Source organism: Marinifaba aquimaris, assembly GCF_013328345.1.
Lineage (GTDB): Bacteria > Pseudomonadota > Gammaproteobacteria > Enterobacterales > Alteromonadaceae > Marinifaba > Marinifaba aquimaris.
Genome location: NZ_JABULX010000009.1, coordinates 22,605 through 48,462, shown reverse-complemented (window position 1 = coordinate 48,462; position 25,858 = coordinate 22,605). Strand labels below are relative to the sequence as shown.

General features: G+C 40.7%; 24 protein-coding genes. 12 read left to right on the top strand and 12 right to left on the bottom strand.

Annotated elements, in window-relative coordinates:
* The first annotated feature begins 30 nt into the window (after positions 1–30).
* Both hmpA and HR060_RS07755 read left to right on the top strand, forming a co-directional pair.
* Positions 31–1,212, top strand: a complete 1,182-nt coding sequence (gene hmpA, locus HR060_RS07760) for an NO-inducible flavohemoprotein (protein WP_174199731.1) — start codon at positions 31–33, stop codon at positions 1,210–1,212.
* 123 nt (positions 1,213–1,335) lie between these two features.
* Positions 1,336–1,830: a cupin domain-containing protein gene (locus HR060_RS07755; RefSeq protein WP_174199730.1), complete on the top strand. Its 495-nt coding sequence runs from the start codon at positions 1,336–1,338 to the stop codon at positions 1,828–1,830.
* A 7-nt stretch (positions 1,831–1,837) separates the two neighbouring features.
* Here HR060_RS07755 and HR060_RS07750 read toward each other — a convergent pair whose 3' ends face one another.
* The 9 genes from HR060_RS07750 to cyaY form a co-directional block, all read right to left on the bottom strand.
* Positions 1,838–2,272, bottom strand: a complete 435-nt coding sequence (locus tag HR060_RS07750) for a hypothetical protein (RefSeq protein WP_174199729.1) — start codon at positions 2,270–2,272, stop codon at positions 1,838–1,840.
* 9 nt (positions 2,273–2,281) lie between these two features.
* The gene (locus HR060_RS07745) at positions 2,282–2,827 is read right to left on the bottom strand and encodes a hypothetical protein (protein ID WP_174199728.1); all 546 of its coding nucleotides are present in this window, start codon (positions 2,825–2,827) and stop codon (positions 2,282–2,284) included.
* Positions 2,828–2,844: 17 nt separating this feature from the next.
* Positions 2,845–4,056, bottom strand: coding sequence for a heme biosynthesis protein HemY (locus HR060_RS07740; protein WP_174199727.1), 1,212 nt, complete (start codon positions 4,054–4,056; stop codon positions 2,845–2,847).
* Positions 4,053–5,516, bottom strand: a complete 1,464-nt coding sequence (locus HR060_RS07735) for a uroporphyrinogen-III C-methyltransferase (protein WP_174199726.1) — start codon at positions 5,514–5,516, stop codon at positions 4,053–4,055. Before HR060_RS07735 ends, HR060_RS07740 begins: the two co-directional genes overlap by 4 nt.
* Positions 5,517–5,529: 13 nt before the next feature.
* Positions 5,530–6,300: a uroporphyrinogen-III synthase gene (locus HR060_RS07730; RefSeq protein ID WP_174199725.1), complete on the bottom strand. Its 771-nt coding sequence runs from the start codon at positions 6,298–6,300 to the stop codon at positions 5,530–5,532.
* Positions 6,284–7,216 carry a hydroxymethylbilane synthase gene (hemC, locus tag HR060_RS07725; protein WP_174199724.1) on the bottom strand — a complete coding sequence of 311 codons (933 nt, stop codon included), beginning with the start codon at positions 7,214–7,216 and terminating at the stop codon, positions 6,284–6,286. Before hemC ends, HR060_RS07730 begins: the two co-directional genes overlap by 17 nt.
* A 116-nt stretch (positions 7,217–7,332) precedes the next feature.
* Complete coding sequence (locus tag HR060_RS07720) at positions 7,333–8,205, bottom strand: DUF2914 domain-containing protein (RefSeq protein ID WP_174199723.1); 873 nt, start codon at positions 8,203–8,205, stop codon at positions 7,333–7,335.
* A gap of 12 nt (positions 8,206–8,217) precedes the next feature.
* The gene (locus HR060_RS07715; RefSeq protein ID WP_174199722.1) at positions 8,218–8,901 is read right to left on the bottom strand and encodes an alpha/beta hydrolase; all 684 of its coding nucleotides are present in this window, start codon (positions 8,899–8,901) and stop codon (positions 8,218–8,220) included.
* Between the two features lie 9 nt (positions 8,902–8,910).
* Positions 8,911–9,258, bottom strand: a complete 348-nt coding sequence (cyaY, locus tag HR060_RS07710) for an iron donor protein CyaY (protein WP_246283117.1) — start codon at positions 9,256–9,258, stop codon at positions 8,911–8,913.
* 75 nt (positions 9,259–9,333) lie between these two features.
* On the opposite strand from cyaY, the gene lptM reads away from it, so the two are divergent.
* The 4 genes from lptM to HR060_RS07690 all read left to right on the top strand — a co-directional run bounded on the left by lptM (position 9,334) and on the right by HR060_RS07690 (position 12,187).
* On the top strand, positions 9,334–9,477 hold the full coding sequence (gene lptM, locus HR060_RS07705) for an LPS translocon maturation chaperone LptM (RefSeq protein WP_174199720.1): 144 nt from the start codon (positions 9,334–9,336) through the stop codon (positions 9,475–9,477).
* A gap of 17 nt (positions 9,478–9,494) precedes the next feature.
* Positions 9,495–10,739: a diaminopimelate decarboxylase gene (gene lysA, locus HR060_RS07700; protein WP_174199719.1), complete on the top strand. Its 1,245-nt coding sequence runs from the start codon at positions 9,495–9,497 to the stop codon at positions 10,737–10,739.
* A gap of 228 nt (positions 10,740–10,967) precedes the next feature.
* On the top strand, positions 10,968–11,642 hold the full coding sequence (locus tag HR060_RS07695) for a helix-turn-helix domain-containing protein (protein WP_174199718.1): 675 nt from the start codon (positions 10,968–10,970) through the stop codon (positions 11,640–11,642).
* Positions 11,643–11,779: 137 nt separating this feature from the next.
* A complete protein-coding gene (locus HR060_RS07690) occupies positions 11,780–12,187 on the top strand; it encodes a hypothetical protein (protein ID WP_174199717.1) in 408 nt (135 codons plus the stop codon).
* Here the strand turns inward: HR060_RS07690 and HR060_RS07685 are convergent.
* The 3 genes from HR060_RS07685 to HR060_RS07675 are packed head-to-tail and all read right to left on the bottom strand — an operon-like array spanning position 12,169 to position 15,741.
* The gene (locus tag HR060_RS07685; RefSeq protein ID WP_174199716.1) at positions 12,169–13,527 is read right to left on the bottom strand and encodes a serine hydrolase domain-containing protein; all 1,359 of its coding nucleotides are present in this window, start codon (positions 13,525–13,527) and stop codon (positions 12,169–12,171) included. The two genes, HR060_RS07690 and HR060_RS07685, sit on opposite strands and share 19 nt — an antisense overlap.
* A 59-nt stretch (positions 13,528–13,586) precedes the next feature.
* The gene (locus tag HR060_RS07680) at positions 13,587–13,910 is read right to left on the bottom strand and encodes a hypothetical protein (protein ID WP_174199715.1); all 324 of its coding nucleotides are present in this window, start codon (positions 13,908–13,910) and stop codon (positions 13,587–13,589) included.
* 58 nt (positions 13,911–13,968) lie between these two features.
* Positions 13,969–15,741, bottom strand: a complete 1,773-nt coding sequence (locus HR060_RS07675; RefSeq protein WP_174199714.1) for an ABCB family ABC transporter ATP-binding protein/permease — start codon at positions 15,739–15,741, stop codon at positions 13,969–13,971.
* 86 nt (positions 15,742–15,827) lie between these two features.
* On the opposite strand from HR060_RS07675, the gene HR060_RS07670 reads away from it, so the two are divergent.
* From HR060_RS07670 to HR060_RS07645, 6 genes are all read left to right on the top strand, one after another.
* The gene (locus HR060_RS07670) at positions 15,828–16,526 is read left to right on the top strand and encodes a M48 family metallopeptidase (protein ID WP_174199713.1); all 699 of its coding nucleotides are present in this window, start codon (positions 15,828–15,830) and stop codon (positions 16,524–16,526) included.
* A 9-nt stretch (positions 16,527–16,535) separates the two neighbouring features.
* Complete coding sequence (locus tag HR060_RS07665; protein ID WP_174199712.1) at positions 16,536–18,365, top strand: dipeptidase; 1,830 nt, start codon at positions 16,536–16,538, stop codon at positions 18,363–18,365.
* Positions 18,366–18,392: 27 nt separating this feature from the next.
* Positions 18,393–19,079, top strand: coding sequence for a VC0807 family protein (locus HR060_RS07660; protein WP_174199711.1), 687 nt, complete (start codon positions 18,393–18,395; stop codon positions 19,077–19,079).
* A gap of 907 nt (positions 19,080–19,986) precedes the next feature.
* Positions 19,987–22,575: a TonB-dependent receptor gene (locus HR060_RS07655; protein ID WP_174199710.1), complete on the top strand. Its 2,589-nt coding sequence runs from the start codon at positions 19,987–19,989 to the stop codon at positions 22,573–22,575.
* Positions 22,576–22,731: 156 nt separating this feature from the next.
* On the top strand, positions 22,732–24,294 hold the full coding sequence (locus tag HR060_RS07650; protein ID WP_174199709.1) for a tryptophan halogenase family protein: 1,563 nt from the start codon (positions 22,732–22,734) through the stop codon (positions 24,292–24,294).
* Between the two features lie 10 nt (positions 24,295–24,304).
* A complete protein-coding gene (locus tag HR060_RS07645; RefSeq protein WP_174199708.1) occupies positions 24,305–25,858 on the top strand; it encodes a tryptophan halogenase family protein in 1,554 nt (517 codons plus the stop codon).

Below are 25,858 nucleotides of genomic sequence, written 5' to 3'. Positions count from 1 at the left end.
TTAATTAATTGACTGTACTTGAGGTTTTCAATGTTAGAACAAAAACATATCACTATTATCAAAAGCTTAATTCCACTACTAGAGCAAACAGGTGCAGCGCTGACTGACCACTTTTACAACCGCATGTTTAAACACAACCCCGAGTTAAAACATGTGTTTAATATGAGTCACCAAGCATCGGGAACCCAAAAAGCAGCACTGTTTGAAGCCATCGCCGCTTATGCCAAAAACATAGAAAGTGTGGAGATTTTACAAAGTGCAGTAGAGCGAATTGCGCAAAAGCACACTAGCTTTAATGTCCAACCTGAAATGTATGACATTGTTGGCCACCATTTAACAGAAACGTTGCGAGAGCTAACAGGCGAGCTTTTTACTGCTGAGGTTGAAGAGGCTTGGACTTGTGCCTATCAATTTTTAGCAAGTATTTTTATCAAGCGCGAAGGTGATTTATATCAACAACGTGTGAGTACTAAAGGCGGCTGGCAAGGTACACGACAATTTACTGTAAAGGCGAAAATAAACGAGTCTGAGCTTGTCACCAGTTTTGTGTTTGAGCCAGCAGATGGCCAACCGGTGATTGACTTCAATGTAGGGCAATACTTAGGCGTTGAGGTCAACCCAGTGGATCACCCCTACACTGAAATTCGTCAGTATTCATTGTCTGATAAACCCAATGGTAAAACCTATCGCATTTCAGTTAAACGAGAAGCACAAGGTGTGCCCGGCGTAGTTTCTAATTACCTTCACGATCAATTAAACGTCGGCGATAGCATTAATTTACATGCCCCTGCTGGTGACTTTTTCTTTACTGACAAACAAACACCCATCGTTTTAATTTCAGCGGGCGTTGGGGTGACCCCGATGCAAGCCATGTTAGCTAAATTAGCCGAAGATGAATATCAGCACGATGTTTATTACCTACACGCTTGCCAAAATAAGGCACAGCATAGTTTTAAACAAGCGACCTTATCCCTAACCGAAAAACACAATTGGCAGACACATACTTGGTACCAAGAAGAAGTGAACAGTGAAGCGCAAACCTATCAAGGTAAAATGAATATTGCCGACATAGCACTGCCTTTTGGCAATGCCAACTTCTACTTATGCGGCCCTGTCGGCTTTATGCAATTTGCTAAAACTCAACTGTTAGAACATGGCGTAGCGAATGAGCGAATCCATTACGAAGTATTTGGCCCTCACGCCCATTTCTAAAGCGTTAAGTTCACTCAAATTAGCACCTTGACTTCAAGCTAGCTTGAAGTTGCATGATAAAGATCAATGACAATATCGTCGTTGGTTTTTATCAAACTCGATAGCAAATAGGGGTTAACTAGCATGCAAATGCAAAATGAAGTAATAGTGAAAAAAAATGACTCAGGACCTTATATTGAATCCATGGGTAATGTTTATCGAATAATCGTCACAGGAGAAGAAACTCAAGGCCAATTTTCGATGATGGAAGCGTTTGTCGAGCCGGGTGATGGTGGCCAATATCACCTTCACGAAAGAGAGTATGAATCGTTTTTGATCACCGAGGGTGAAATGGTATTTTTTGATGACGATAAGAAAATATCAGCACCAAAAGGCAGTTTAATTGTTTGCCCACCCGGTAGTACCAGAGGATTCAGAAATGAATCTAATACCTTAGCCAAAATGATGATTTTCTATACCCCTCCTGGCATTGAAAACATGATAAAGATAGATGGTAAGGCCGTTGAGCCCCATCGCCCTCGGGTTCAAAGCAGCAATAAAGCACAAGCACCTTGTTCGGTATTATCTAAGCAATTTGGCATTACCGATTTTGCTAAATCGTTACCTGAGCCAAAATAGCATTGAATTAACGTGGATCGACTTCGTTCCACGTTTTTAGATTTTCAGACTCAAAAACTTTGGAAACTTGATGTGAATCTGAGATCGCTAATTGCCATACTGAACCCACTTTGTATATTTGATAATTTTGCTGCAAATCAATCTCTTCTAGAGCGCGATTATTCTTTGATATGTAGTGAAAATTGGCGATCTTAAATGGGCCATAAGGAGGAATAACAGGTAAATAAGATACCGTGACATCATAGCCAGCACCTTCATAGTGACTCCGCATTTTACCTGTGAGTTGTAACTCGCCACTGATGAATTGATTAACCTTATAATCAAAGGTCGTTTCATCTCCTGCAAATAAAAAATAAACAAGCCCAATAAAAGCAAAGATAATTAGAGAGAAAAAACCAATTAACGTGCCAATGAGCTTGATTTTATTTTTTAATTGAAGCAATCAATATCCCTATCGATTTAAACTCTGATAACAAGTGTTTTGTTGTAGTTCAGCAAAAACCTCTGGGGTGTTAATAGCTTTGAACATGTCTTCTCTAAAAGAAGACAATACCGTGCGCATATCTTGATTATCTGTCACCCACCATTTTCCCTCGTGGTTCAGATAAACTTTTTCAACATTCTCAGGAGCCATGCGCTGGCGCACCATATTATGTTCAACAATCGCCAGTACCAAGTCACCTAACACGATGGCGCACACTTGACGACCCATGTCTATTTCTACGCTAGCAATTTTATCAGGTGTACTTTGATCAATCCCGAAGCGATAACTCGCATAATCTTGACCAGAAAAAGTGGCCTCTGCAATATGCCTTGGTTCATGGTTAATCGTCCACGAAGTATCTCCCGCTTTTAATGCAAGTTGATGATCTTCAATAAAGCTATTTAGTCCTGCAAGTTGTTGCTCACTTGCTGTTAAGTCGACTGCGCTAGCAGCGTTACTGAAAAGCAGGCCAGTGATCGCCGCCAGTAGGGAATGTTTAATCGCTAATTTCATCTTTTTTCTTATTTTTGTTATGTCGATTGCGCCATAGATAAACCTTTTCGATAACACGCTAAGGCTTGTTCAGGCAAACTTAGCTGCTCCAAGGTTTGACCTAAAAGCTGGTAATCTTGGCTCGTTGGATTGAGTTTAATTGCCGCTTCTAATGCTTTTTTCGCTAAATCCCAATCTCTTGAAGCAGCGGCTACATAGCCCAATGCTGCAAGGCTGGTATATTGGTTATTATCTTGTTTAACTAATTTTTCTAACTGGCTAATCAACTTAATAGGTTCGGCTAATGTCAATTGACGTAAAGAACTTAAAATCACTGGGCTCACGCCTTTTTTAACAGCCTTGATCAGATAATTCTCAGCATCTTGTTTTGCGCCCGCACTTATCAGGGCATTGATATACAAAAATTCAAACTGCTCTGCTTCAGGCATTAACGCTAGCATAGCCTTGTGATGCTTATTTAAAGCTTTGACATCATTGGCTTTGGCATCATTTTGATATAACGCGCTATAGGTTGACTCGATAAAATCGAGTAAAATTGGTTTAGGTAAATCACTCAGTTTGATCACCTTTGGTAATAAATCAGCTAACGCATCAAAGAGATTGGCCTGCTGATATAAATTAGCTAAGGCAGCGATTACTAAACCGTTTTTTGGCTGCTCGTTTTTGAGCTTTTCAACGGCGGCCAGTGCCTTGTCGATTTTGCCTTCGGCTTGTAAGCTTTGCGCCATGGCTAATTGCTTTTCAAACTCAGAACCATATTCTGTTGCTCTTAGCTGATACTGACTGTATTCAGTAAATTTTTGCTGATTTTTCGCCGCTTCAGCGGCGATTAAATACTGAGTTTTATTCAGCGCTTTATCTAAATTATTCGCTTTTAATGCACCTGACTCTAATGCCAACTTTTGTACACTAAGTTTTTCAGCCAAAGCGTAATTTTGTTTAAATAACGCATCTAAGCTTTGTTGAATCGCAATTTGAATACGGTTTTGCAGTCGATTATGACGCCATTGACGATTTTTATTGCGCAGTTGAAATAAGTACTTAACAAGAACAACAGCCAAGTGGAGCAGTGCATAAGCCAATAGCAAGATAACACAACCACCAACAACTGATGTTTCTATTGTCCATTCTCCCATTAGAATGATTACTCGACCTTTTTCACCTATCCAAGTTGACCCCATAAACAACAGGCCAAATAAGAAAATAAAAAAGAGAATTAATTTAATCATAATACCTCCGGCTCAGTACCAGCAGGCTTAACGGGTTCATTTCCAGCAGCTTCAGGTTTAGCAGCTTTCCCCTGTTCAATCACTTTTTCAGTTTGTTCAGCTGCCTGTTCTACCGCTTCTACTTGCGCTTCGACCTCTTTTTCAATGCGCTCTTCACGTTGCTGTTGGCGCTCTAATTCAGTGGTTAATTGCTGGCGAACAAACTTTAAGCTTTGCAGCTGCAACTTAGGTAAAGGTGCAGCAATTTCAAACTGAGCTATGTCCGTTAACGTTTTGTGAGCGGCTGCGACCTCAGCCAAATCCATGTTGTAGTAATCGGCTAACCAAAGCGCAGCATCCTGTAATGAACGCTCATACACACCCGCTTTGTAATTGAGTAATGCAGACTGTGCTTGCACAATTTTAGATAAGATGTTTTGTCGTAAATTCGCTTCTTGCTGAGGTGAAAGAAGCGACTCAGTAGCACTTACCCGACGATTTACACTGATAAAGTCACTTACCAACTGGCGCCATACTTTGGCAATATTACTGCGCCAATCAGAGACCGAATCCGATAGTGCTAAATCTTCTTCTTGCGCTACTGGCTCTGGTAATTTCACTTGATTGAGCGGCAACTTCATTACTTGTTGAGCAAGGCTCGACAGCTGGAAAAACACGGCTTGTTGATCAAATTGCGGTAAAGATTGAATGTTGCCAATATCTTCAGCTAGATGCTGTTGCAATGTCAGCCACTTTGCATCCTTTACCCCATCAAATTTTACCGCGCGTTTTTGCGCTAATTCGACCAAAGCCAATGCACTTTTACGATCATTTTGGTACCACAAATGTCGACTAGCCGCACTGAGTACATGATTAATGTCAATTAACGCCGCTTCTTGGTCAACATCGACATAGCTTTTGGCTAACTGATCTAACAAGGCTTTGATGTTTTGTGTTTGGTTATCAGATGCTTGCTGCCATGTTTGTTGCGCTTGATTAAGTGAACGTCCAAGCTGATTCTCTAACGCCTTTTTGTATTGCGTTAAAGCTTGTTGATTTTGCGTTTGTTGCGCTGTGAATTCTTGGTGCCATTGATAAGCTAACCAGCCCACATATGCAGTGGCACCAGCCAATAGCAAGGTTAATAAAAGGCTGAATACCGCTAATTTACTTATTTTCTGTTTTACTGCGGTTTGTGGTTCAGGTCTTGAGCGAGGCGCTTTGTCACTTGAAGCTGTTGCAGATTTGGTAACTTTAGCAGAGGTCGTATCCTTAGCTGATTGCACCTGCGTTGATACTTCAACTGGTTTCTCATCTACCTTTTTCGCTTCAATGACTAACGCTTTTTTCGATTGTGCTGTCGAAGTTGTTGCATTTTCGTCGCTTTTGTCGACATTTTTGTCAATATTTTTCTCAAGCTCGTTAGCGTCAGCTTGCTCTGCTTTTGACGAAGTATCTGTCGTTTTTTTGCTATCTGTCATTCGCTTCTCAAACTTAAAATTTATCTTTTAGTGCATCTATTAAGGCTTGGTTTGTCGCATTTTCACAGCTAGTGACATGATGAAATCCTAGCTGAATAGCTTGCTGCGCTATACGATTGCTCGGCACTAATAAGGGTTTATTTTTATCTATCTCAATTGCTTGCTGCGTTAAGCTAGTTACTAGGTGCTTGAGCATTTCACCACTGGTTAGCCACCAAATATCCAACGAAGCAATTTGTTTTAATTGGTTACTCGTTAACTTTAGCCAACAACGTCGATAAAGACTATATGTTTCAACACAATAGCCTAAATTTGTTAGCTCCTTTGCCAAGGTTGTGCGACCTTGCTCGCCTTTTAAAATGGCAAAACGACTCGTTTTTGTTAACTGACGTTGCTCAGCCAATAGGGATAAAATACCTTCAGAGGTTGCTTGTTCTGGTGTGAAGACTTTGGCAACCCCTTGCTGATACAAGGCTTGCTGTGTTGCCTGACCAATAGCAATAACAGTACAAGCTCCTGACCTTAATACCTTTTCAAACGAGCTTATTTGACTCAAAAACTGCACCGCATAGACACTGGTAAAAATAAGAGTTTGCGCGGCTAATTCAGGTTGTTTAGTACTTAATGACTCGAAACTGTCACTCGGCTCGATATTAAATAATGGGCAAGAAAAAGGCGCAAACTGATGCGCCTTTAATAATTCAGTTAATGCCAGCGCACGCTCACCCTGTCTTGGATTGAGAATACTCAGCATAGTTGTGTTGGCCTTACTGGTTATTGCCATAAACTTCTGCGAGTACCTTATCTGCACCGTCAGCGAGTAATTTATCGGCAACTTGAATGCCTATTTGCTCGGCTTGTTTGATGCTTGCGGTTACTTGATGTGTGAATTTTGTTTGCCCGTCAACAGACGCCACTAGGCCACGTAGCGTAAGCTGGTCGCCATCGAGTTCAGCAAAACCACCAATTGGTACTTGGCAGCCACCTTGTAAGCGCTTATTAAAGGCACGCTCTGCCGTTAAGCGAATAGTGGTATCGAAATGAGCGAGAGGAGCAAGTAATTCCAATACAGCTTGATCACCCACTCTGGTTTCAATACCAACAGCCCCTTGGCCAACAGCCGGTAAAATCACCTCTGGGGCAATATACTGTTTGATGCGATCTTGCATTTCCAAACGGATCAAGCCGGCTGAAGCAAGAATAATGGCATCGTATTGACCTTCATCTAATTTGCGCAAGCGCGTATTAACATTACCGCGTAAAAATTTAATTTCTAAATCAGGGCGAACGGCTTTCAATTGGCACTCGCGGCGTAAACTCGATGTTCCCACTACTGCACCTTGAGGTAACTCGTCCAAACTCGCATAGGTATTAGAAACAAATGCATCACGCGGGTCTTCGCGCTCACAAATACAAGCTAACTGTAGACCTTCTGGAAATTCCATCGGTACATCTTTCATCGAATGAACCGCAATATCAGCTTCTCCTGCTAACATAGCTTGCTCTAATTCTTTGATAAATAAGCCTTTACCACCAATTTTAGATAAAGATACATCTAAAATTTTGTCACCTTGGGATTTCATCGGTAATAAAATCACCTCTAAATCAGGATGAAAGCGCTCAAGCTCGGCTTTAACAAATTCGGCTTGCCACATAGCAAGTGCTGATTCACGGGTGGCGATGGTAAGTTTTTTGCTCATGATTTTTGGTATCTGTATTTACTTTGCTGAATAAAAAAGTCCCTGCATAAGCAAGGACTTCTGAAAGTATATAGCGAATTGGCTGTAAGCTAAATGCTGATTACACTAAGTTTGATCTAAGTACCGTATTTAAAGTACTTAGTTTTGATTAACTCGCCATCTTGGCCTCGTACTTCAACACGCCAAGAGCCTTGCCACTTCCACAAGATGCGTTTTGAAGACCAAGTACGCCAGTGTGCATCATCACCAATTTCAAGTTTAGTTTCAGCCATGACCTTGTCGCGGAAAATCCACTTATGCGTAATAAAGTCACCTTGATAACCTTCTAGCTCAGTGAATAAGAACAATACAAAGGTATTAGACTGCGAAGGTATGCGCTTTTCTTCTTCACCTGATGGCTCTTTGTCTTTAATTTTGCGAGTTAATACTAAACGCTTAATAGGGTCGACTGGCTTTTTATCAAAACTTTCAGGCTTCTCTAACGTAGCAACTTCAATCACACCAGCGTCAGTTGCCTTGTCTGTTGTAACACTAACCTCATCTGTTGTTGCTGCAACTGCATCTGTCACATTAACCACTTCAGCGTCTACATTGGTAGCAATTTCTTCTACCTCTAAAGCAAGCTGCTCAGTCATAACCGCTTGCGTTTGCTCTGTTGCGACAGCCGTTTCAACTTGTGCATCTGTCATCTGCTCAACGACAGCTTCTACTTCAGTCGCGGCCTCTTCAGTTGCTTGAGCGCTAACCGATTCGGTTAAACTTGCACGAGCAGGAGCAGGCGCATCAACACTGCTAAGTGCAACACCCGTTGCTGCTAATGTGGGTTCTTCAGTGTTAAAGGCGTGTACTAGCCCAGTTAAACTAGCGCCAACAAATAATAATGCTGCGCTAATTTTACTTTTTGAGAAAGGAGGTTTTACTTCTTCTTTGACCTGTTCAGGTGCCGAATTTTTTAATTTTATTTGTATTTTTAATTGTTGTTTCGACATAAGCCTAAGTCCTTAAGCGAGTATATTTTTAATCCAGGCGCCGATATCCATGATTTGTTGAGGACACACATTATGCTGCATAGGGTAATCATGCCATTCAATGTTAAAGCCTAATTTCGATAGCGTATCTGCTGCATTTTTACCCGCGCTGTAAGGCACTATATCATCACTTGTACCATGAGCAGAGAAAATTGGTGTTTTTTTATTCACATCAACCACTTCATCTGCCAGTTTGTCTGGCGCGGATAAATAAGTGGATAATGCCATAATCCCCGCAATTTGATAAGGCAAACGTGTACCTATGTGGTAAGCCATTACCCCACCCTGCGAGAATCCAGCCAAAATCATGCGCTCAGGAGCGATACCATCTTGTAGTTGATCATCGATTAACGACAAGATCTGCTCTGCCGATTCTTTAACGCCTTTCTCATCAGCGCGTTTGGCAATATCACCGTCACTAAAAGAAAAGATGTCGTACCAGCCAGGCATTACCATATTGTTATTTGCAGTAATTGCACGATTCGGTGCATGTGGGAATACAAAACGTACAGATAAATCTTTAGGTAAGTTGAGGTGCTCTACAATCGGCGCAAAACCGTGCCCTGAATCACCTAAACCGTGTAACCAAACCACCAATGCATCTGCTGGTTTTGATTTATTCGTTTCAACTGCAACAAAAGGTAATAACTCGGCCATGGTGTTTCCTTATTTATTTAATACAACTGGCTGACCCGCTTGTTTTGATGCGGCGTCATTAATGAAGTGCCAAAACTCATCACCAAAGCGCTCGTCAATCCAAACACCTTTGTCGGCTTCAAAGTTGAAGTGATGGCCGTTGAATTTAGTCGCCACCCAAATTTGGTGAAGTGGTTCTTGCTTATTGATGATGATCTTAGAGCCATCTTCAAATGTTAGATCTAACTTACCACCGAATGATTCATAGTCGATGTCTAAATCGCCGGCAGCTTCCTCGATTTCGTCCAAACGCTCTTCAATTTCTAATAAAACCGCGTCTACTTTTTCGTGGTATTGGATGTCAGTAAGTGAACTCATGTGCATTGCCTTATTTACTAAGCTTTCTATGAATGCGATTATAGAGCCCAAGTCTCGACAATTTAAGACCTGATCATGATAAAAGCACGCATTTATATGCTAGTAACAGTTTTTAGTTTGTTTTTTAGCCTAACAGCTTGTGGCCAAAAAGGCTCTTTATATATGCCTGAGCCTGAAGAACAAAATACAGAGACAACGACACAGACAGAAACAGAATAACAATAGAGGATCGCACCTTGGATCATTTTAATTACCGCGAAAACAGTTTATTCGCTGAAGATGTTAGCGTTAGCAACATCGCTCAAGAACACAACACTCCTTGTTATATTTATTCTCGCGCAACAATCGAGCGCCACTGGAAAGCATTTGATAATGCGGCGAAAAACCACCCTCACTTGGTATGTTATGCAGTTAAAGCCAATTCAAACATTGGTGTTTTAAGTGTCATGGCTCAATTAGGTTCTGGTTTTGATATCGTATCAGGCGGCGAATTAGCACGTGTAATCAAAGCGGGTGGCGATCCAAGTAAAGTGGTTTTCTCAGGTGTGGGTAAAACAGAAGCTGAAATTGAATACGCTTTAGAAGCAGGTATTTACTGCTTTAACGTTGAATCACCTGCAGAACTTGATCGCATCAATAAAGTCGCTGGTGAAGTAGGTAAAAAAGCACCTATCTCAATTCGAGTTAACCCGGATGTAGATGCGAAAACACATCCATATATTTCTACAGGCCTAAAAGCGAATAAGTTTGGAATCGAGCGCGAACAAGCCATCGAAGTATACAAATACGCCGCCTCGCTCGAGCATTTAGCCGTTAAAGGTATCGACTGTCACATTGGTTCACAGTTAACTGAGATCCAACCTTTTGTTGACGCACTCGATAAAGTACTGGCACTGATTGACGAATTAAAAGCAGCAGGTATTGAGCTTTCTCACTTAGACTTTGGTGGCGGCCTAGGGGTAACTTACACAGATGAGAAACCACCACACCCAGATGAGTACGCGTCTGTCATTGTAGAGAAATTAAAAGACCGCCCTAACCTAACCCTCATTTTTGAACCGGGTCGCGCTATCATGGCCAATGCTGGTATCTTAGTGACTAAGGTTGAGTTCTTAAAACAAGGTGAAGAGAAAAACTTTGCCATTGTTGATGCTGCGATGAACGATTTAATTCGCCCATCTCTTTATTCAGCTTACCAACAAATTGTTGCTGTTGAACAACAGCAAAGAGAATCGGCCGTTTACGACATCGTAGGCCCTATCTGTGAGACGGGTGACTTCTTAGGTAAAGACCGCGACTTAGCAATTGCACCAGATGATTTACTCGCAGTTCGCTCAGCCGGTGCTTATGGTTTTACCATGGCATCAAACTACAACTCTCGTTGTCGAGCAGCTGAGATTTTAGTCGATGGCGACAAAGCGATTGTTGTGCGTGAACGCGAGCAATTAGAAGATTTATGGAAAGGCGAGCACACCGTTTAAGCGCAAGCTAGTCCTTATATATCTAAAAAAACCGAGCGCTTGCTCGGTTTTTTGTTTTTGGAATATACACACATAATAATATGTGTACGTTAATCAATTTTACCGTCCATAAAAATGGCTTGTTAAGCTTTAAATACGTGTGTCTATGTCATGTCACTCAAATGTCGTGGTGATGTCGTGACTATTTATGCCATAAAGAATACTTCATTTACCTTTTGAGAAAATTACATGAAAGCTTCACCAGATAGAATTAAACAATTAAGAGCAGAGCACGGTTGGTCGCAAGAACAATTAGGAGAAGTTGCAGGCATAAGTAATCGTACCGTCCAAAGAATAGAGAAAGATGGAAAAGGCTCACCAGAGTCCTTTATGGCAATAGCATCAGCATTCAATGTCACTCCAAAAGAGTTATCTGCGGAATATAAAACCCATATAGGCTCAGGTAAAATCAACTGGAGTGGAATATTAGGATTGTCTTTATGCGCTTTCTTTATAGGTTTAATGATTAAATTATCTGGGGAGGGGACACTCTTTTTCGATTGTATAAGCTTATTACTGATATTAGGCTTTTCCTTCGCTTTACTGGTTATATCGTGTGGCATTAAACCTACCATTGAAGCTTTGTTTTTACTACGCTGGTTCATTAATGAACCAAAAGATGCACCTTTACTCCAACGCCACTTACCTGTACTGAGAAAATGGATAATATATTTATATTCATCGGGGGTAGTTTCAACTCTCTTCGGCTTAGTGGCAGTGCTAACGTCTCCACAAACCAACCATGACAATGTTTATCAAGCTACATCGGTTGCTTTTTTGACTATTATTTATGCAACAGTGATTGCTGAATTTATAGTAAGACCTTTAAAAAATAAACTTACTCATATGCTTACTGTGGGTTAAATAAAGCTGTTTAAATAGTCTTTTGATTGGTTTTCATCCCAGCAACTTTCGCGATTTTAGTGGTGTTAACCCCAACATTAACACCACTTAACTGATTTTCACTTGCTTTATATTTGTTTCTAGGCAAACTGCCAATTATGAAACGTATTTTTATTCGGTCAGTCACTTTTGTTCGCTCGCTAAAAGGCAAACGTCAACAAGCTGGACAAAGACTTAAATCAGACTTGTTCAAAGTCAAATCCGCTTTGGCCCAAGAGACAGAAGAAACCAAGGTTATGTTAGATGTTTATCGTCGTTTTACGATGAAACAAGCATCTAAAGAAGAAATGCGTTTTGCCAATAAGCAATTTGGCGACTTACTCAAAAGCCTAGGCCTAGGTGTTATCGTTATTTTGCCTTTCTCTCCTATCACCATTCCACTTATTGTGAAGCTAGGACAAAAAGTTGGTATCGATGTTTTACCGAGTAGCTTTGCCGATTGGAGTAACAAGCCGGATCACAATGGCGCAACTCCTATAGATAAGGATCAAGCTTTAGGTAAATGAGCCAAGATAGTCGAGAAATTCTTCTGTAAGGTGTAAGGGCCTTTGGTCCAACCTAAACGCACAATAACTGCATTACTAGACGGAATCACCATAACGATTTGCTTGCGGTTGCCGCGCATTGCATAAGCATCTGCCGGTAGATTTTCCCAACGCAAATCGTCATCTTGTGAACCGCGATTAAGCCACAATTGATAACCATAGCGACTATCGTTGTTACTTAGGTTTGCTGTAATGGCTTGCTCAACCCATTGTTCGGTTAACAAGCGCTGGCCGTTAATCTCTCCCTTGTTCAACAACAAATAGCCAAATCTGGCCCAGTCTCTTGCATTGGCATAAAGATAAGAGCTACCCACTAACACGCCTGAGCTATCTGCTTCAAAAACAGCGTTTTCAATGCCCATTGGGTTAAACAAAGCTTGATACAAAAAGTCGTATTGAGCCTGAGTAGACTGACCTAATTGTTGGTAAAGCCATAAATTAATTAAGTTAGTCGTACCGGATGAATAATAAAACCTTTCACCAACCTTAGCTTCAAGCGGTTGAGCAAGTGGCACGCTACTCGCTTGAGGCTGATTAAATAACATTTCAGTCGCATCGGTACCTGGCGTATAAGATTCATCAAATGCCAAACCAGAAGTCATTGTCAGTAAATCAGCCGCTTTTATTGTTTTGCGATCATCATTTTGCCATTGCTCAAACAAGCTTTGATCTTGATTCGATAGTAACCCTAGCGCCTCAGCTCGGCCTTGCATAATTGCAGTAATACTTTTTGCCATAGACCAACCGAGTAAAGGTGTGTTGTGATCAAAACCTTTTTGATAACTTTCAGCAATTAACTTGTCGTTGTGAATAACCACAAGTGCACGAGTATCTAAGCCTGTATCATTGTCTCGCTGCATGATGTCGGCTAATAATTGATTCAACTCTTCAGATTGCTCTGATGAAAGCCCCCCTAATGGCCATTCTGCTTGACTTTGATTGTCATTTTCAGCAATGACCACATCATCAAGTTCAGAATTTGGGTTATCTAAGCTACAGCCAATCCCTTTTCTATAAGTCGCACTTGCTTGCTTTATTCCCAAAAAGTCCGTGGTTACACGATTGTCTAAATATTGAATGTCGAGTACATCATTAGCAGGTGAATATGAATTGAGATCTTGACGTATTTGCTCTGGTGACAACCCTGTTACGAACCGCGCTGAGCAGGCAATTTTTGCCCCCATAGCTGCAGAAACCTGCATCGCTTGCGGTAATTTGTCTAGGCTGAAATTTAAAATTTGTGGGGCGACCAAGTAATTAATGGTCAATAAAAAGGCAACAAGGGCCGCTAAACGCTTCATTATAATTTTTATATTGGTTTAATTTTGAGCGAGTGTACGCATTTTAAATGGCAGAAAAATTAACAGTCAAAAAACTCGTCGATTAATTCAGAAAGTTTATCTGCAAGGTGTTCTTCAAATTCAGCCCATTCTTTATCGAAATATTGTAGGTATTGATCAACTTGCTGCATATTGAGCTTTTTGCCACGGACACTGGTCTCTACTTCATCTAATGACTTGTCATAACGAGGTACGATTTTCCAAATGATAAATTCACTATCGAGTGCTTTGAGCTTATCTTCTGCAAAAGGGCAAAAAGCTTCAACATGATCGCCCCCCGTCGGTCCAAGTGAACCTGGCTCGATTCTAAATAAAACAGTTAATTTCTTGTCTTCGCTAACCATAGATAGAACCTGAATAATTTTGATAGTTTCAGTATATGCAAAAAAGAGTCGATTAACATTATTCTTCTTGCTGCATTAACCACAATTTAGCGTACAAGCCCTGTTTCGCAAGTAAAGCTTGGTGTTGCCCTTGCTCAACTATGCGCCCTTGACTTAACACTATAATATTATCGGCATCAACTATGGTGGACAGCCGATGGGCGATGACAAGGCGTGTATGATTTTGTTCGAGTTTAGCCAGCGCTTTTAAGATGTTTTGCTCAGTTTGACTATCTAAGCTCGACGTTGCTTCATCAAATACTAAGATCGGAGCATCTTTTAATATCGCTCTGGCAATTGCCACTCTTTGCTTTTCACCGCCAGATAATTTGAGACCGCGCTCCCCTACTAATGTATCTAAGCCATGCTTTAATTCACCAACAAACCCGCTCAAATCAGCCAAATGTACCGCGCGATTAATTTCATCATCACTGGCATCAGGTTTGGCATAACTGATATTAGCTTTTAGTGTATCGTTAAATAACACTGTATCTTGCGGAACAATGGCAATGTTTTGTCGCAGGCTGGCTTGGCTTACTTGATCAATCGCTTGTTTATCTATGGTGATTTGACCTGCATCTAAATCATAAAAACGAAACAGCAACTTAATTAACGTCGATTTTCCAGAACCGCTATCACCCACTATCGCCACTTTTTTACCGGCTGGAACGGTAAAACTGACATCATGTAATATCTTTCGATCTGCGCCATAGCTAAATTCAAGGTTGTTAAAAGCGATCTCGCCTTTACTTATTTCAATTTGCGATACATCATTTTTATCAATGACTTGAGGCTGTTTAGCCAGCAATTTGAACATATTTTCTATGTTTGCCAGTGAACCTCTAATCTCTCGATAAACAAAGCCAAGGAAATTAAGCGGCATAAATAATTGCATCATAAAGGTATTGATTAATACAAAATCGCCAATTGAGATATGACCTTTGACTAACTCATTAGCCGCGAGCAACATAATTGCCGTCATGCTTGCACTGATAATAAAGCCTTGCCCGCCGTTCAAAGCAAATAGAGATAAACGGTTTTTTCTTCTTGCTACTTCCCAATCAGCCAACGACTCGTCGTAACGCTTCGCTTCAAACGCCTCATTGTTGAAATATTTAACCGTTTCAAAGTTAAGCAAGCTATCAACCGCTTTTGTATTTGAACTTGAATCAGCTTGCGCTGCTAAACGCACAAAGCGCGTTCGTTTTTCAGTAGCAAAAACCGAAAAGGCGATATAACTCGCAATGGCAACAAAGATGACTAACGCAAATACCCAGCCGTATTGGTGAAAAAAGATACCAATGACAAACAGAACTTCTAATAAGGTTGGAATAATATTAAAGACCATAAAACGCATTAAAAACGAGATGCCATTGGTGCCGCGATCGATATCGCGCGATAAACCACCTGTTTTTCTTTCTAGATGAAAGGCAAGCTCCAAAGTATGTAAGTGCTTAAATACCTTTAAACCAAGACGTCGCATAGCCCTTTCTGTTACGCGGCCAAATAACGTATCGCGAATTTCACCTAATAAAGTATTCATTAAGCGAGCAAAACCGTAAGCCAAAATCAAGGCAACAGGAATCGCTACTAACAAGCTATTACCGTTTAAGTCATCAACGATGTGTTTGAGCAAAAAAGGTAAGCCAATGCTGGCAACTTTAGCCAGCACCAAACACAGCAGTGCTAATGCAATTCGGGTTTTATATTCCAATAAATATGGAATAATTTGCTTTACGACCGCTACATTAAGTGGGGTATTTTCAGTAAATTCTCGTCGCATGCCGCGCATATGGTGTCCTATCAGCTCTGTTTAGCTACAATAACCTACCCATCTTAACCTGTGATACTCATTGATAAAGCGGAAGTTATACAAGCATGCCTTTTGATTATCAGATCAAACCATCAAAACGACGTAAGTCTGTTTCAATTATTATCCAAAAAGGCCAAGTTCGCGTCTTAGTACCCAGCTGGTTCCCCAAAATTGAAATAGAAAAACTAATGGTTGAAAAGCAGGCTTGGATATTGGCAAAGATTGCTGAGCAAGAAGAAGAAATCAGTAAGCGACCTGATCCCAAGATTTCAAACGATGCTGAGCTGTATTTATTTGGTCAACGACTCAAGGTCGCAATAAGTTTATCAGGTAAAAAATCAGTATTTGTCGACCCAACTAATCTCAGTGTTCAACTAATATTGTCTGCTAGAACTCGGCCTGAAAACCATCAAGCTCATTTTCGCGCTTTATTACAGGATGCCTATAGCCAGCGGCTCTCAGCTTACCTCGAAACCAGGCTACCCGAACTCGCTAACTTGATGAAATTGAATTATCACAGCTTCAAAGTTAAAAACTATAAAGCGAAATGGGGAGCGTGTAATAGCCGAAAAGAGCTAAGTTTCAATTGGCGTTTGGCCTGTATGCCTGTCGAATTAATCGATTCGGTCATCATCCACGAACTAGCTCACTTAAAGCACCTTGACCATAGCCGAGCATTTTGGCAGTTGGTTGGACAATTCGATGCTAAATTTAAACAACACAAGCAGGCATTAGCAGATTGGTCTAAACAAATCATATTATAGAGATGTGTTATGAATGGGTTCTTCAAACTAGCAATTGGTTTTTCTCTCTTGTTCTGGCTGACCAATAGTGTTGCCGAAACAGACATTGAGCTCAATAAAGTTAAATACCATCACTTTGATCACAGCCAAGCCGAAGTCATCGTTCAGTATTACACTGAAAACCCTCAGGCTTTTTCTCAATTCAATGATTTTGAAGGCTTTTTACGCGATTTGGTCTCTGGTCGCCTGATGAAAATGAAACTCCCCCAATCGACCAGTGAAATTATCAGTTGTTACCTGGCTGAATGTGGCTTAGCAATGCGTCACTATAAAAACTATATCTACCGATTACTTGGCGTTTACAACCGCTTGGCCAATGCTGAAAAAGCGAGGCAGATGTTGAGTAACATGGTGGCGATTAAAACGTATAACTCAGCCAATGTCCCCGCTCATCACAATCCTGAGATTATTAAGTTTGGTCGGTATATAAAGCAAATTGCGGCTGAGTTTAATTTGGGGTATCGCAATATTGATAACCGCATTTTTGAAGTCACTTTAGATGCTGGAACAGAGGCAGATGGACAATCAAGTGCTGATGTTTTTGGTATCTTAACCCATGCCGATGTAGTGCCTGCCGATATCAATAAATGGCGCTTACGCAATGGCCGCCAGCTCGAACCTTATCAGCTGACAGAAATTGACGGTAAGTATTATGGCCGAGGTACTGAAGATGATAAAGCATCGATTGTTGCCGCATTACTGGCCATGCGCACCATTACTAATAGCGGTATTGTTTTAAAACGCGATATTCGTTTAATGATTGAAACGACTGAAGAAACCACAGGCGCAGGTATTGAATACTACATGCAGAGGGAGACAATTCCTGACTACAACATAGTGTTAGATAGTCGTTACCCAGCCGTTATTGCAGAAAAAGGGCCCGGTTACATTCGCAGCTTTTTCCCTCTTATCGAGCAAAACCAAGGCGATCAAAATGTCATTACCGATTTGCGTGCCAGTATGGCTGGTAACCAAATCACTAAATCTGCTTATGTCGATATTGTAACGAGCAATGCGGATTTACTAAAAACACAACTGATTGATACGGTTGATGACTTTATTTTTAATACCAAGCTTAAGCAAAAAGGTATGTTCTCAATTCTGATCGATGCTAAGTATCCCCAACTTTTAAGAATAACAGTTGTTGGGGAGTCAGCTCATGGCTCTCGTCCAGAACAAGGCATTAACCCACTGCCTAGGTTAACTGCATTTATTCATCACACTAACCAGATACTCTCTCTTCAGGCCAACCATTACCTACATGCAGTGAATTACGTCAATGATATCTTTAGTTTAAAATACCTAGGTAATAAGCTGGGGATTCAAGTTAGAAATAGCTTTATGGGGCCGTTAACTGTGGTGCCAACACAATTTACTATGCATCAAGGTAATTTAGAAGTTGTTGCTAATATTCGTGTCCCTGAAAATGACTACACAATTGAACAAACCAAAAACCAAATTAAACAGCGACTTATTTCGTATTCCAAAGAGCTGAACATTCCTTTTCAACATACCGTTGAGATTGGACAATGGATGGTTCGCAATCCCAATGGCGCCTGGATTGCCACACTATTAGATATTTTTGAGCAAAACACAGGTGTTCCTGGAAAACCAGTAGCCACAGCAGGTTCGACGACAGCAAAACAATTACCAAATGCGATAAACTTTGGCCCATCGCTACCCGGACAAAAATATATGGGGCATAATGCCAACGAATTTAAATTTATTAAGAACTTCCATCTCGACATTCAGATGTTTACAGAAATGATGGCCCGTATCGGTACACAAGAAACATTATGATGTTCTTCGGTGGATCTTTAGAGAGTTATGCAAAAACAAAATAACCCATTATTAGAACTGATTTTTAATATTATTGTACCTTCTGTGATCTTGATGAAATTCAGTGGTCCTGAAGATTTAGGCGCAGTAAACGGTTTAATCCTCGCGCTAGCTTTCCCTTTGAGCTACGGTGCATACGAGCTTGCTAAATATAAAAAGTTTAACTTTATATCCATTCTCGGTTTCGTCAGTGTATTACTAACAGGTGGTATTGGTTTACTTGAATTAGATAACCAATGGTTAGCCATTAAAGAAGCCGCTATTCCGGGTATTATTGCGCTTATCATTGCCATATCTGGTGTGCTTGGTAAACCTCTCGTCGCTAAATTACTTGTCAATGACACTGTAATGAAGACCGATGTACTGTATCAAGCGCTCAAAGACAATGGCACCGAAGATGCGTTTAAAAAAGCGTTAGTCAAAGCAAACTACCTACTTGCCAGCACCTTTTGTTTTTCATCTGTCGTTAATTACTTTTTAGCGAAATTTATCGTCACAAGCCCTGCAGGTAGCACAGAATTTAATGAACAATTAGGTGAGTTAACGCTTTGGAGTTATCCGATGATTGTCTTGCCAAGTATGATCATGATGTTTGCTGTTATGTATTTCATTTGGAAGAGCATTAAACGCAATACAGGCCTAAATCTGGATCAGGTATTTAATACCGAAGGTTAAAAGACCGCTCTTCTTCTAGTATTTTCACCCTATTTTAAAAAGGCTTAAGCTTTCGCTTAAGCCTTTTTTTTATGTCTGTTTCACCGCTGCATCAATGGTTTTTAGTACTCATTTATAACCTATAAGAGCCTGTGCTTCCCCATCTAAAACCCTTATATCTAGTCTATTTACTCATCGAATAATTGGCTTATTTAGCTTTCTAAGTGTTACAAAACCAGCCTTTATCAGCTGAGTTAACGTATCGTTTTGCTCTCTTTTAGCGCCATAGCGCCTAGTTTTTTAATTTTAACCAGTGTTTTTTTACCGTTATTGAAGAGCTAATAGCCCTCTTTTTGTGCTTTATTCAGCGCTCACTTTTGACGGCTAAAAAGCTCATCTAACCTGAAATTTATCAATGTTAATGCACAAATTGCGTCATTTTTAAATTATCTAAAATGCCATACTGCTTATAAAACACACCAAACAGACAAAAATAAAAATAAAAAAACATAAATAGCTCAAAATAAAAACAATCATTTACAATTAAAGCCCTGATAGAAAAAACAAATAAAAACCAACGGTCATTTAAATCAATATAAACAATATCAATAACATACAAAAATAAAAAAAACCAAAAACCCGACAAAAACCCAACACAAATCAACCCATTCACAACTATTTACTGCGTTTTATTTTTATTCATAGCAGTCTATTCATAGATTAGCTGTGCGCTTTGTGTATTTACGTAAACGCGCAGACATACTCAAGACACTTATTACCTGACTTGATTATGTATTTCTGTTGGAAAGTAGTATTTGAGCTAGGGCTGATACCCCCTGATCGCGTAAAAGCCCTAGCTCAGTTTTTAGTCGGGTAATGACAAAATAATAAGAGTAGAACTCACATAACAATATTAAAGGGGACAGAAATGTCATCTATAAAACTCAACAAAATCACACAAGCAATGAGCCTTGCTGCAGTAATGGGCACATCAGTTTCAGCACCAGTTGTAATGGCAGCAGAAAGTGCGGCAGAAGAAACTGAAGTAATCCAAGTACGCGGTATCCGTGGTTCATTAAAACAAGCTCTAAACACAAAGCGTTTTTCAAACGCAGTAGTTGATTCAGTATCAGCTGAAGATATCGGTAAATTCCCAGATAAAAATATCGCTGAGTCATTACAGCGTATCCCTGGTATTGCGATTAGCCGTACTTTCTCTGGTGAAGGTGGTGAAGTATCAATTCGTGGTACTAACCCAGAATTAACCAGTACGACATTAAACGGCAACTATGTAGCTTCAACAGGTTGGTTCGTACAACAAGAATTATCACGTTCATTCAACATGGACTTAATGCCACCAGAAATGGTTGCAGGTGTTGATGTATACAAATCACCAACAGCTAAATTAGACGAAGGCGGCGTAGGTGGTACGGTTGTATTACGTACACGTAAACCATTAGATTTAGAACAACACCAAGTATTTGCTTCAGCTGAAATGCAAATGAACTCAATCGCTGATGACGATGAAGGTTACGGTTTAACAGGTTTATACAGCTGGAAAAATGAAGACGAGACTTTTGGTGCTTTAATCGCGCTTTCAACATTAGAAACTGTAGGTCGTGCACACAAAGCAGAAAACTACATGGATGATGCTTGGGCAGGTGCAGGTATTGCTGAATTCAAGCAAGACCGTGAACGTGATTCAATCAACATTGTTGCACAATACAACCCAACAGAAGAGTTAGCTTTCACAGCTAACTACCTAGACATTGAACTAGATGCAGGTAATACCAACCAAAACTACCTATACATTGCCGGTGGTAATGACTTAGTGGATGGTGCTACTCAATTCAGCCCTGAGTTTAACAATGCATTAAATGGTACTGCACAAGCATCACCATTAGATGAGTCAAATACACGTCGTGCAATTATGGAAACATCTGTGTTTTCATTTGAAGCTGAATACAAAGCTGACAACTACGTGATTAAGAGCATCATTGGTAAAACGGAAGCAGAAGGTGGTAACGGTGGTCGTTATCAAGCAGGTTGGCAATCAGCTCAACCAAATCAAACAATCGACATCGACTTTACAGGTAATAACAGCATGTTGTTATCGCCAAGTGTTGATGCATCAGATCACTCAGATCAGCGTTTAACATACGGTGGTATTTTACAGAACGAGCGTACCGATGAAGAAAGCTTCTTCCAAGTAGATGCAACTGTTGACGTTGAGTGGGGCCCAATTGTATCTGTTGATACTGGTTTCAAAGTGCGTAGCCACGAATTCAGTTCTCAAACATTCAACTGGACTTTCCAAGAAGGTACATTCGATTACGCACAAAACGGCGGTATCACTAAAGCAGACTTTGCTGATGGTGATTTCGATCACTCGGGCGAAGGCTTAATGGGTGATTCTCCTCGCAATATCGCACGTATTGATGGCTTTAAATACGCTAACTACTTAGATAACCAAAAAGTAGACAAAGTACTAGATGAATCTTCTTGGGGTAAAGTAGAAGAAGACATCATGGCGTTATACTTCCAAAGTAACTTTGAAGGTGATGGCTATCGCGGTAACTTAGGTATGCGTTATGTTGAAACAGACGTAACGGGTACATCATTTGACTTAGATGAGTTAAATGCTGGCAACCGCGTAGTAGCTAAAGACGAAAATGACTACAGCGACTGGTTACCTAGCTTAAACTTAGCAGTTGATATTTCTGATGAGATGATTTTACGTGCTTCTGCAGCTCGTGTAATGTCGCGTCCTAACTACACCTTCTTATTACCTTCATTTGACTTTGATGATTTACGTCAAACATACACTCAAGGTTCAGCAGATATTGACCCATACCGTGCTACACAGATGGATTTAGGTGTGGAATGGTACTTTAGTGAAGATGGCTTAGCATCAGCAACTATCTTCAGCAAAGACATCCAATCATTTATCATTTCTGGTGGCCAAAAGACAACACAAAATATTGGTGGTGTTGACAGAGACGTATTCACACCGGCGCAAGGCTTAGGTGGTAAAATTGAAGGTATCGAACTTCAATACCAACAAAACTTTGGCAACTTTGGTGTCATTGCTAACTTTACATACGCAGACGGCGAAGGCCAACGTAATGTAACGGGTGAAGTCATCGATGAAAACGGTGAAAGCCACACAACTTTAGAAGGTGTTGAAACTGCTCCTTTACCAGGTACATCTAAGTACTCATACAACCTAACAGGTTTCTATGAAGATGACTTAATCTCTGCTCGTTTAGCTTATACATATCGTGATGACTTCCTAGGTCAATCAACTGGTATCGGCGGTAACGTATTATGGGACGGTCACGGTTTCTTAGACGGTGGCGTAACATGGCACGTAACAGAGCAAATCGACCTGAGCTTTGAAGCAACTAACCTATTAGGCGAAGTAACGGTTCAACGTTTAGATACAGCTTACGACGCAATGCGTTTATCAGCTGATAACGGTACAAACTACTACTTAAAAGCTTCATTCCGCATGTAATAAGGCCTCGTAAGAGTTTGGTTTAAAGGGGAAAGCCTGTCTTTCCCCTTTTACTTTCCAGGCTTTTGTTTAATCGCAAGAACTTGTAAATAACACTTATCAAGGCGAGCGTTTTGCGATTAAATAAAACCGATATAAAAACAATAGTGGTGATATATGACTCGAGCAATTAATGATGTATTGATCGTCGGCGGGGGGACTGCCGGCTGGTTAAGTGCAGCGGTTTTAGCCAAACAATTAAGCGGTCAACAAGGAATTAATATCACATTAGTCGAGTCGCCCAACGTACCTATTTTAGGAGTCGGTGAAGGCACCTGGCCAAATTTAAGAGCAACATTAAAAAAAGTCGGTATCGATGAAAGTGAATTTATGCGCGAATGCGATGCTACGTTTAAGCAAGGCGCTGAATTTATTAATTTTGCTAAAACACCTGAGTCAGGAAAATCAGATGGTTATTACCACCCACTCAATACCGTTTTTCATTCTTCTTATGAATTTAACTTAGCCAGCTATTGGTTATTGGATAAAGATAAAAGACAACAAAGATATGACTTAGCAGTCGCAACGCAGGCACATGTTTGTCAGTCGGGCTTAGCTCCAAAAAAAATTACCACACCGGCGTTTGCCGCTGTTCAAGAGTATTCATATCACCTCAATGCCAATAAGTTTGCTGATTTCTTAATGCGTCACTGCACACAAAAGCTCGGTGTTAAACACATCAAAGCTGATGTGAATAAAGTCAATTTAGATAGCTCAGGTTATGTCGAATCAGTGGAAACCGCGAATGCGGAGTATCCTAAGATCACAGCTGACTTTTTTGTCGATTGCAGTGGTGGTAAAGCCATTATCATAGAGCAAGCCATGGATATTGGCTGGCGCAATATTAACGATGTGATCTTTAATGATACCGCTGTGGCTATGCAGGTCCCTTATCAAGATCCTGAACGCCCTATTTCTAGCCATACCTTGGTCACCGCTCAAGAAGCGGGCTGGATTTGGGATATCAACTTATTCAATCGTCGCGGCGTTGGCCATGTTTACAGCAGTAAATATACCAGTGACGACAGAGCTGAGGCACTATTACGAGAGTATATTGGCCCAGAAGCAGAAGGCTTAGCAGCGCGAAAAATTAACATGCGTTTGGGCTATCGCGATAAATTTTGGCACAAGAACTGTGTAGCTATCGGTATGTCTGCCGGCTTTGTTGAACCGTTGGAAGCATCAGCGATTTATTTATACGACGCCGCAGCGAACATGATTGCCGATCAGTTCCCGCGCAATTTTGATAATTTGGCCTATGTTGAACGCAAGTTTAACAATAACTTTAAGATGCGAATGGAACGCACTATTGAATTTATAAAGCTGCATTACTGCATTTCGCAAAGGCGCGACAGCCAGTATTGGATTGATAACTGTGATGCTAAATCAATCCCAGAGAATTTACTGTGGCGCTTAGAACACTGGAAAACCCATCCACCTACCAAGTACGATTTTGATTTTGCTTGGGAACCTTTCAACTTAGATAGTTACTTGTATGTTTTATACGGCATGCATTTCCAAACAGACTTGAGTGCTAATGCCAGTGCCTTCCCGCATGAAAAAATGGCCACGCGCATGTTTAGTGACATCGAAAAGTTGTCTGCCAAATTAACAAGAGAATTACCCAGCCAACGCGACTTACTGAAAAAAGTTTACGAGTTTGGCTTTAGCCCTGTGTAAGGTGGTTGCAATGAACCAAGCAAATATTAATCAAGTTCTGATTGTAGGTGGTGGCACCGCAGGCTGGCTAACCGCAGCTAAGCTAGCAAAACAACTAAACAGCCAAGATCCAACTGCAGTTCAAGTAACGCTCATTGAATCGCCGGATATTCCAACCGTAGGTGTCGGCGAAGGAACGTGGCCGACAATGCGTAAAACACTGGCTGAGCTGGGTATCAGTGAGAGTGAATTCGTTCGCCATTGCAATGCATCGTTTAAGCAAGGTACACAGTTTGTCAACTGGAAGCAGGCACCCGAAAATGGCAAAGACAATGACTACCTGCACTTGTTTAGCTCTGTTGTTGAAGCCAGTGATTTTAATTTGTCACCTTATTGGAGTTTATCTGAACAGCAAAAAAACTTTGCCGACAGCATCAGTGCTCAAGGCGCACTGTGCCGAGATAAACTCGCACCTAAAGATTTAACATTAGCTGAATATCAAGGTGCACAAAACTATGCCTATCACCTTGATGCAGCTAAATTTGCTGAGTTATTAAAAAGTCACGCGTGCAACCAGCTCGGTGTTAAACATTTAAGCGCCAATATCACAGCAGTAAAACAAGATCAGTCAGGAGATATTGCTTCAGTTGAAACAGATTCAGCTGGCGAGCTTTTTGCTGACTTCTTTGTCGATTGCACCGGCTTTAAGTGCTTATTGTTAGGTGAAACGCTTGGGATTGGTTTTAACAATATCCAAGATAAATTGCTAACTGACCATGCAGTGACCATTCAAGTTCCTTACCAAGATGAAAATGAACCCATTGCCAGCTGTACTATCTCCACTGCCCACCAAGCGGGCTGGACTTGGGATATAGGTTTACAAAATCGCCGTGGTACAGGTTATGTTTACTCTTCAGCTCACCAAAGCCATGATGAAGCCGAAGCGACACTTAGACGTTATTTAGGTGCAAATACCGATCATTTATCGTCACGTTTGATAAAAATGAACTGTGGCTACAGAGAGAAATTCTGGCACAAAAACTGTGTGGCTATTGGTTTATCAGCAGGTTTTATTGAGCCACTTGAAGCTTCAGCCATTTTCCTTATTGAAGCTTCTGGCAATATGTTGGCTGAGTTATTCCCTCGACAAAAATCAGCAATGGCGCATGTTGCCGATAAATTTAATCGCTCATTTTTGTTTAGATGGCAAAAGAGCATCGATTTTATCAAGCTGCATTACTACCTATCAAAGCGCCAAGAGGCATTTTGGTTAGACAATAAAAAGCCTGAGACTGTACCTGAGACCTTGCTTAATGCAATAGCACATTGGCAACATCACCCTATTTCACAATATGATTTTGACAATGTTTATGAACCCTTTCCGTTAGATAGCTATCAGTATGTTTTACACGGGATGGAGTTTAGCCAAGCACTGGATCACAATCGCGCTCGATACAATAAAACCATGCAAGCTCAGTATTACTTTCAGCGTGCAGCCAAACTCACAGAGCAACTTCAAAAGCAATTACCGAGCAATAGGGACTTGCTCAATAAGCTAAAACAATATAGTTTTCAGAAAATATAA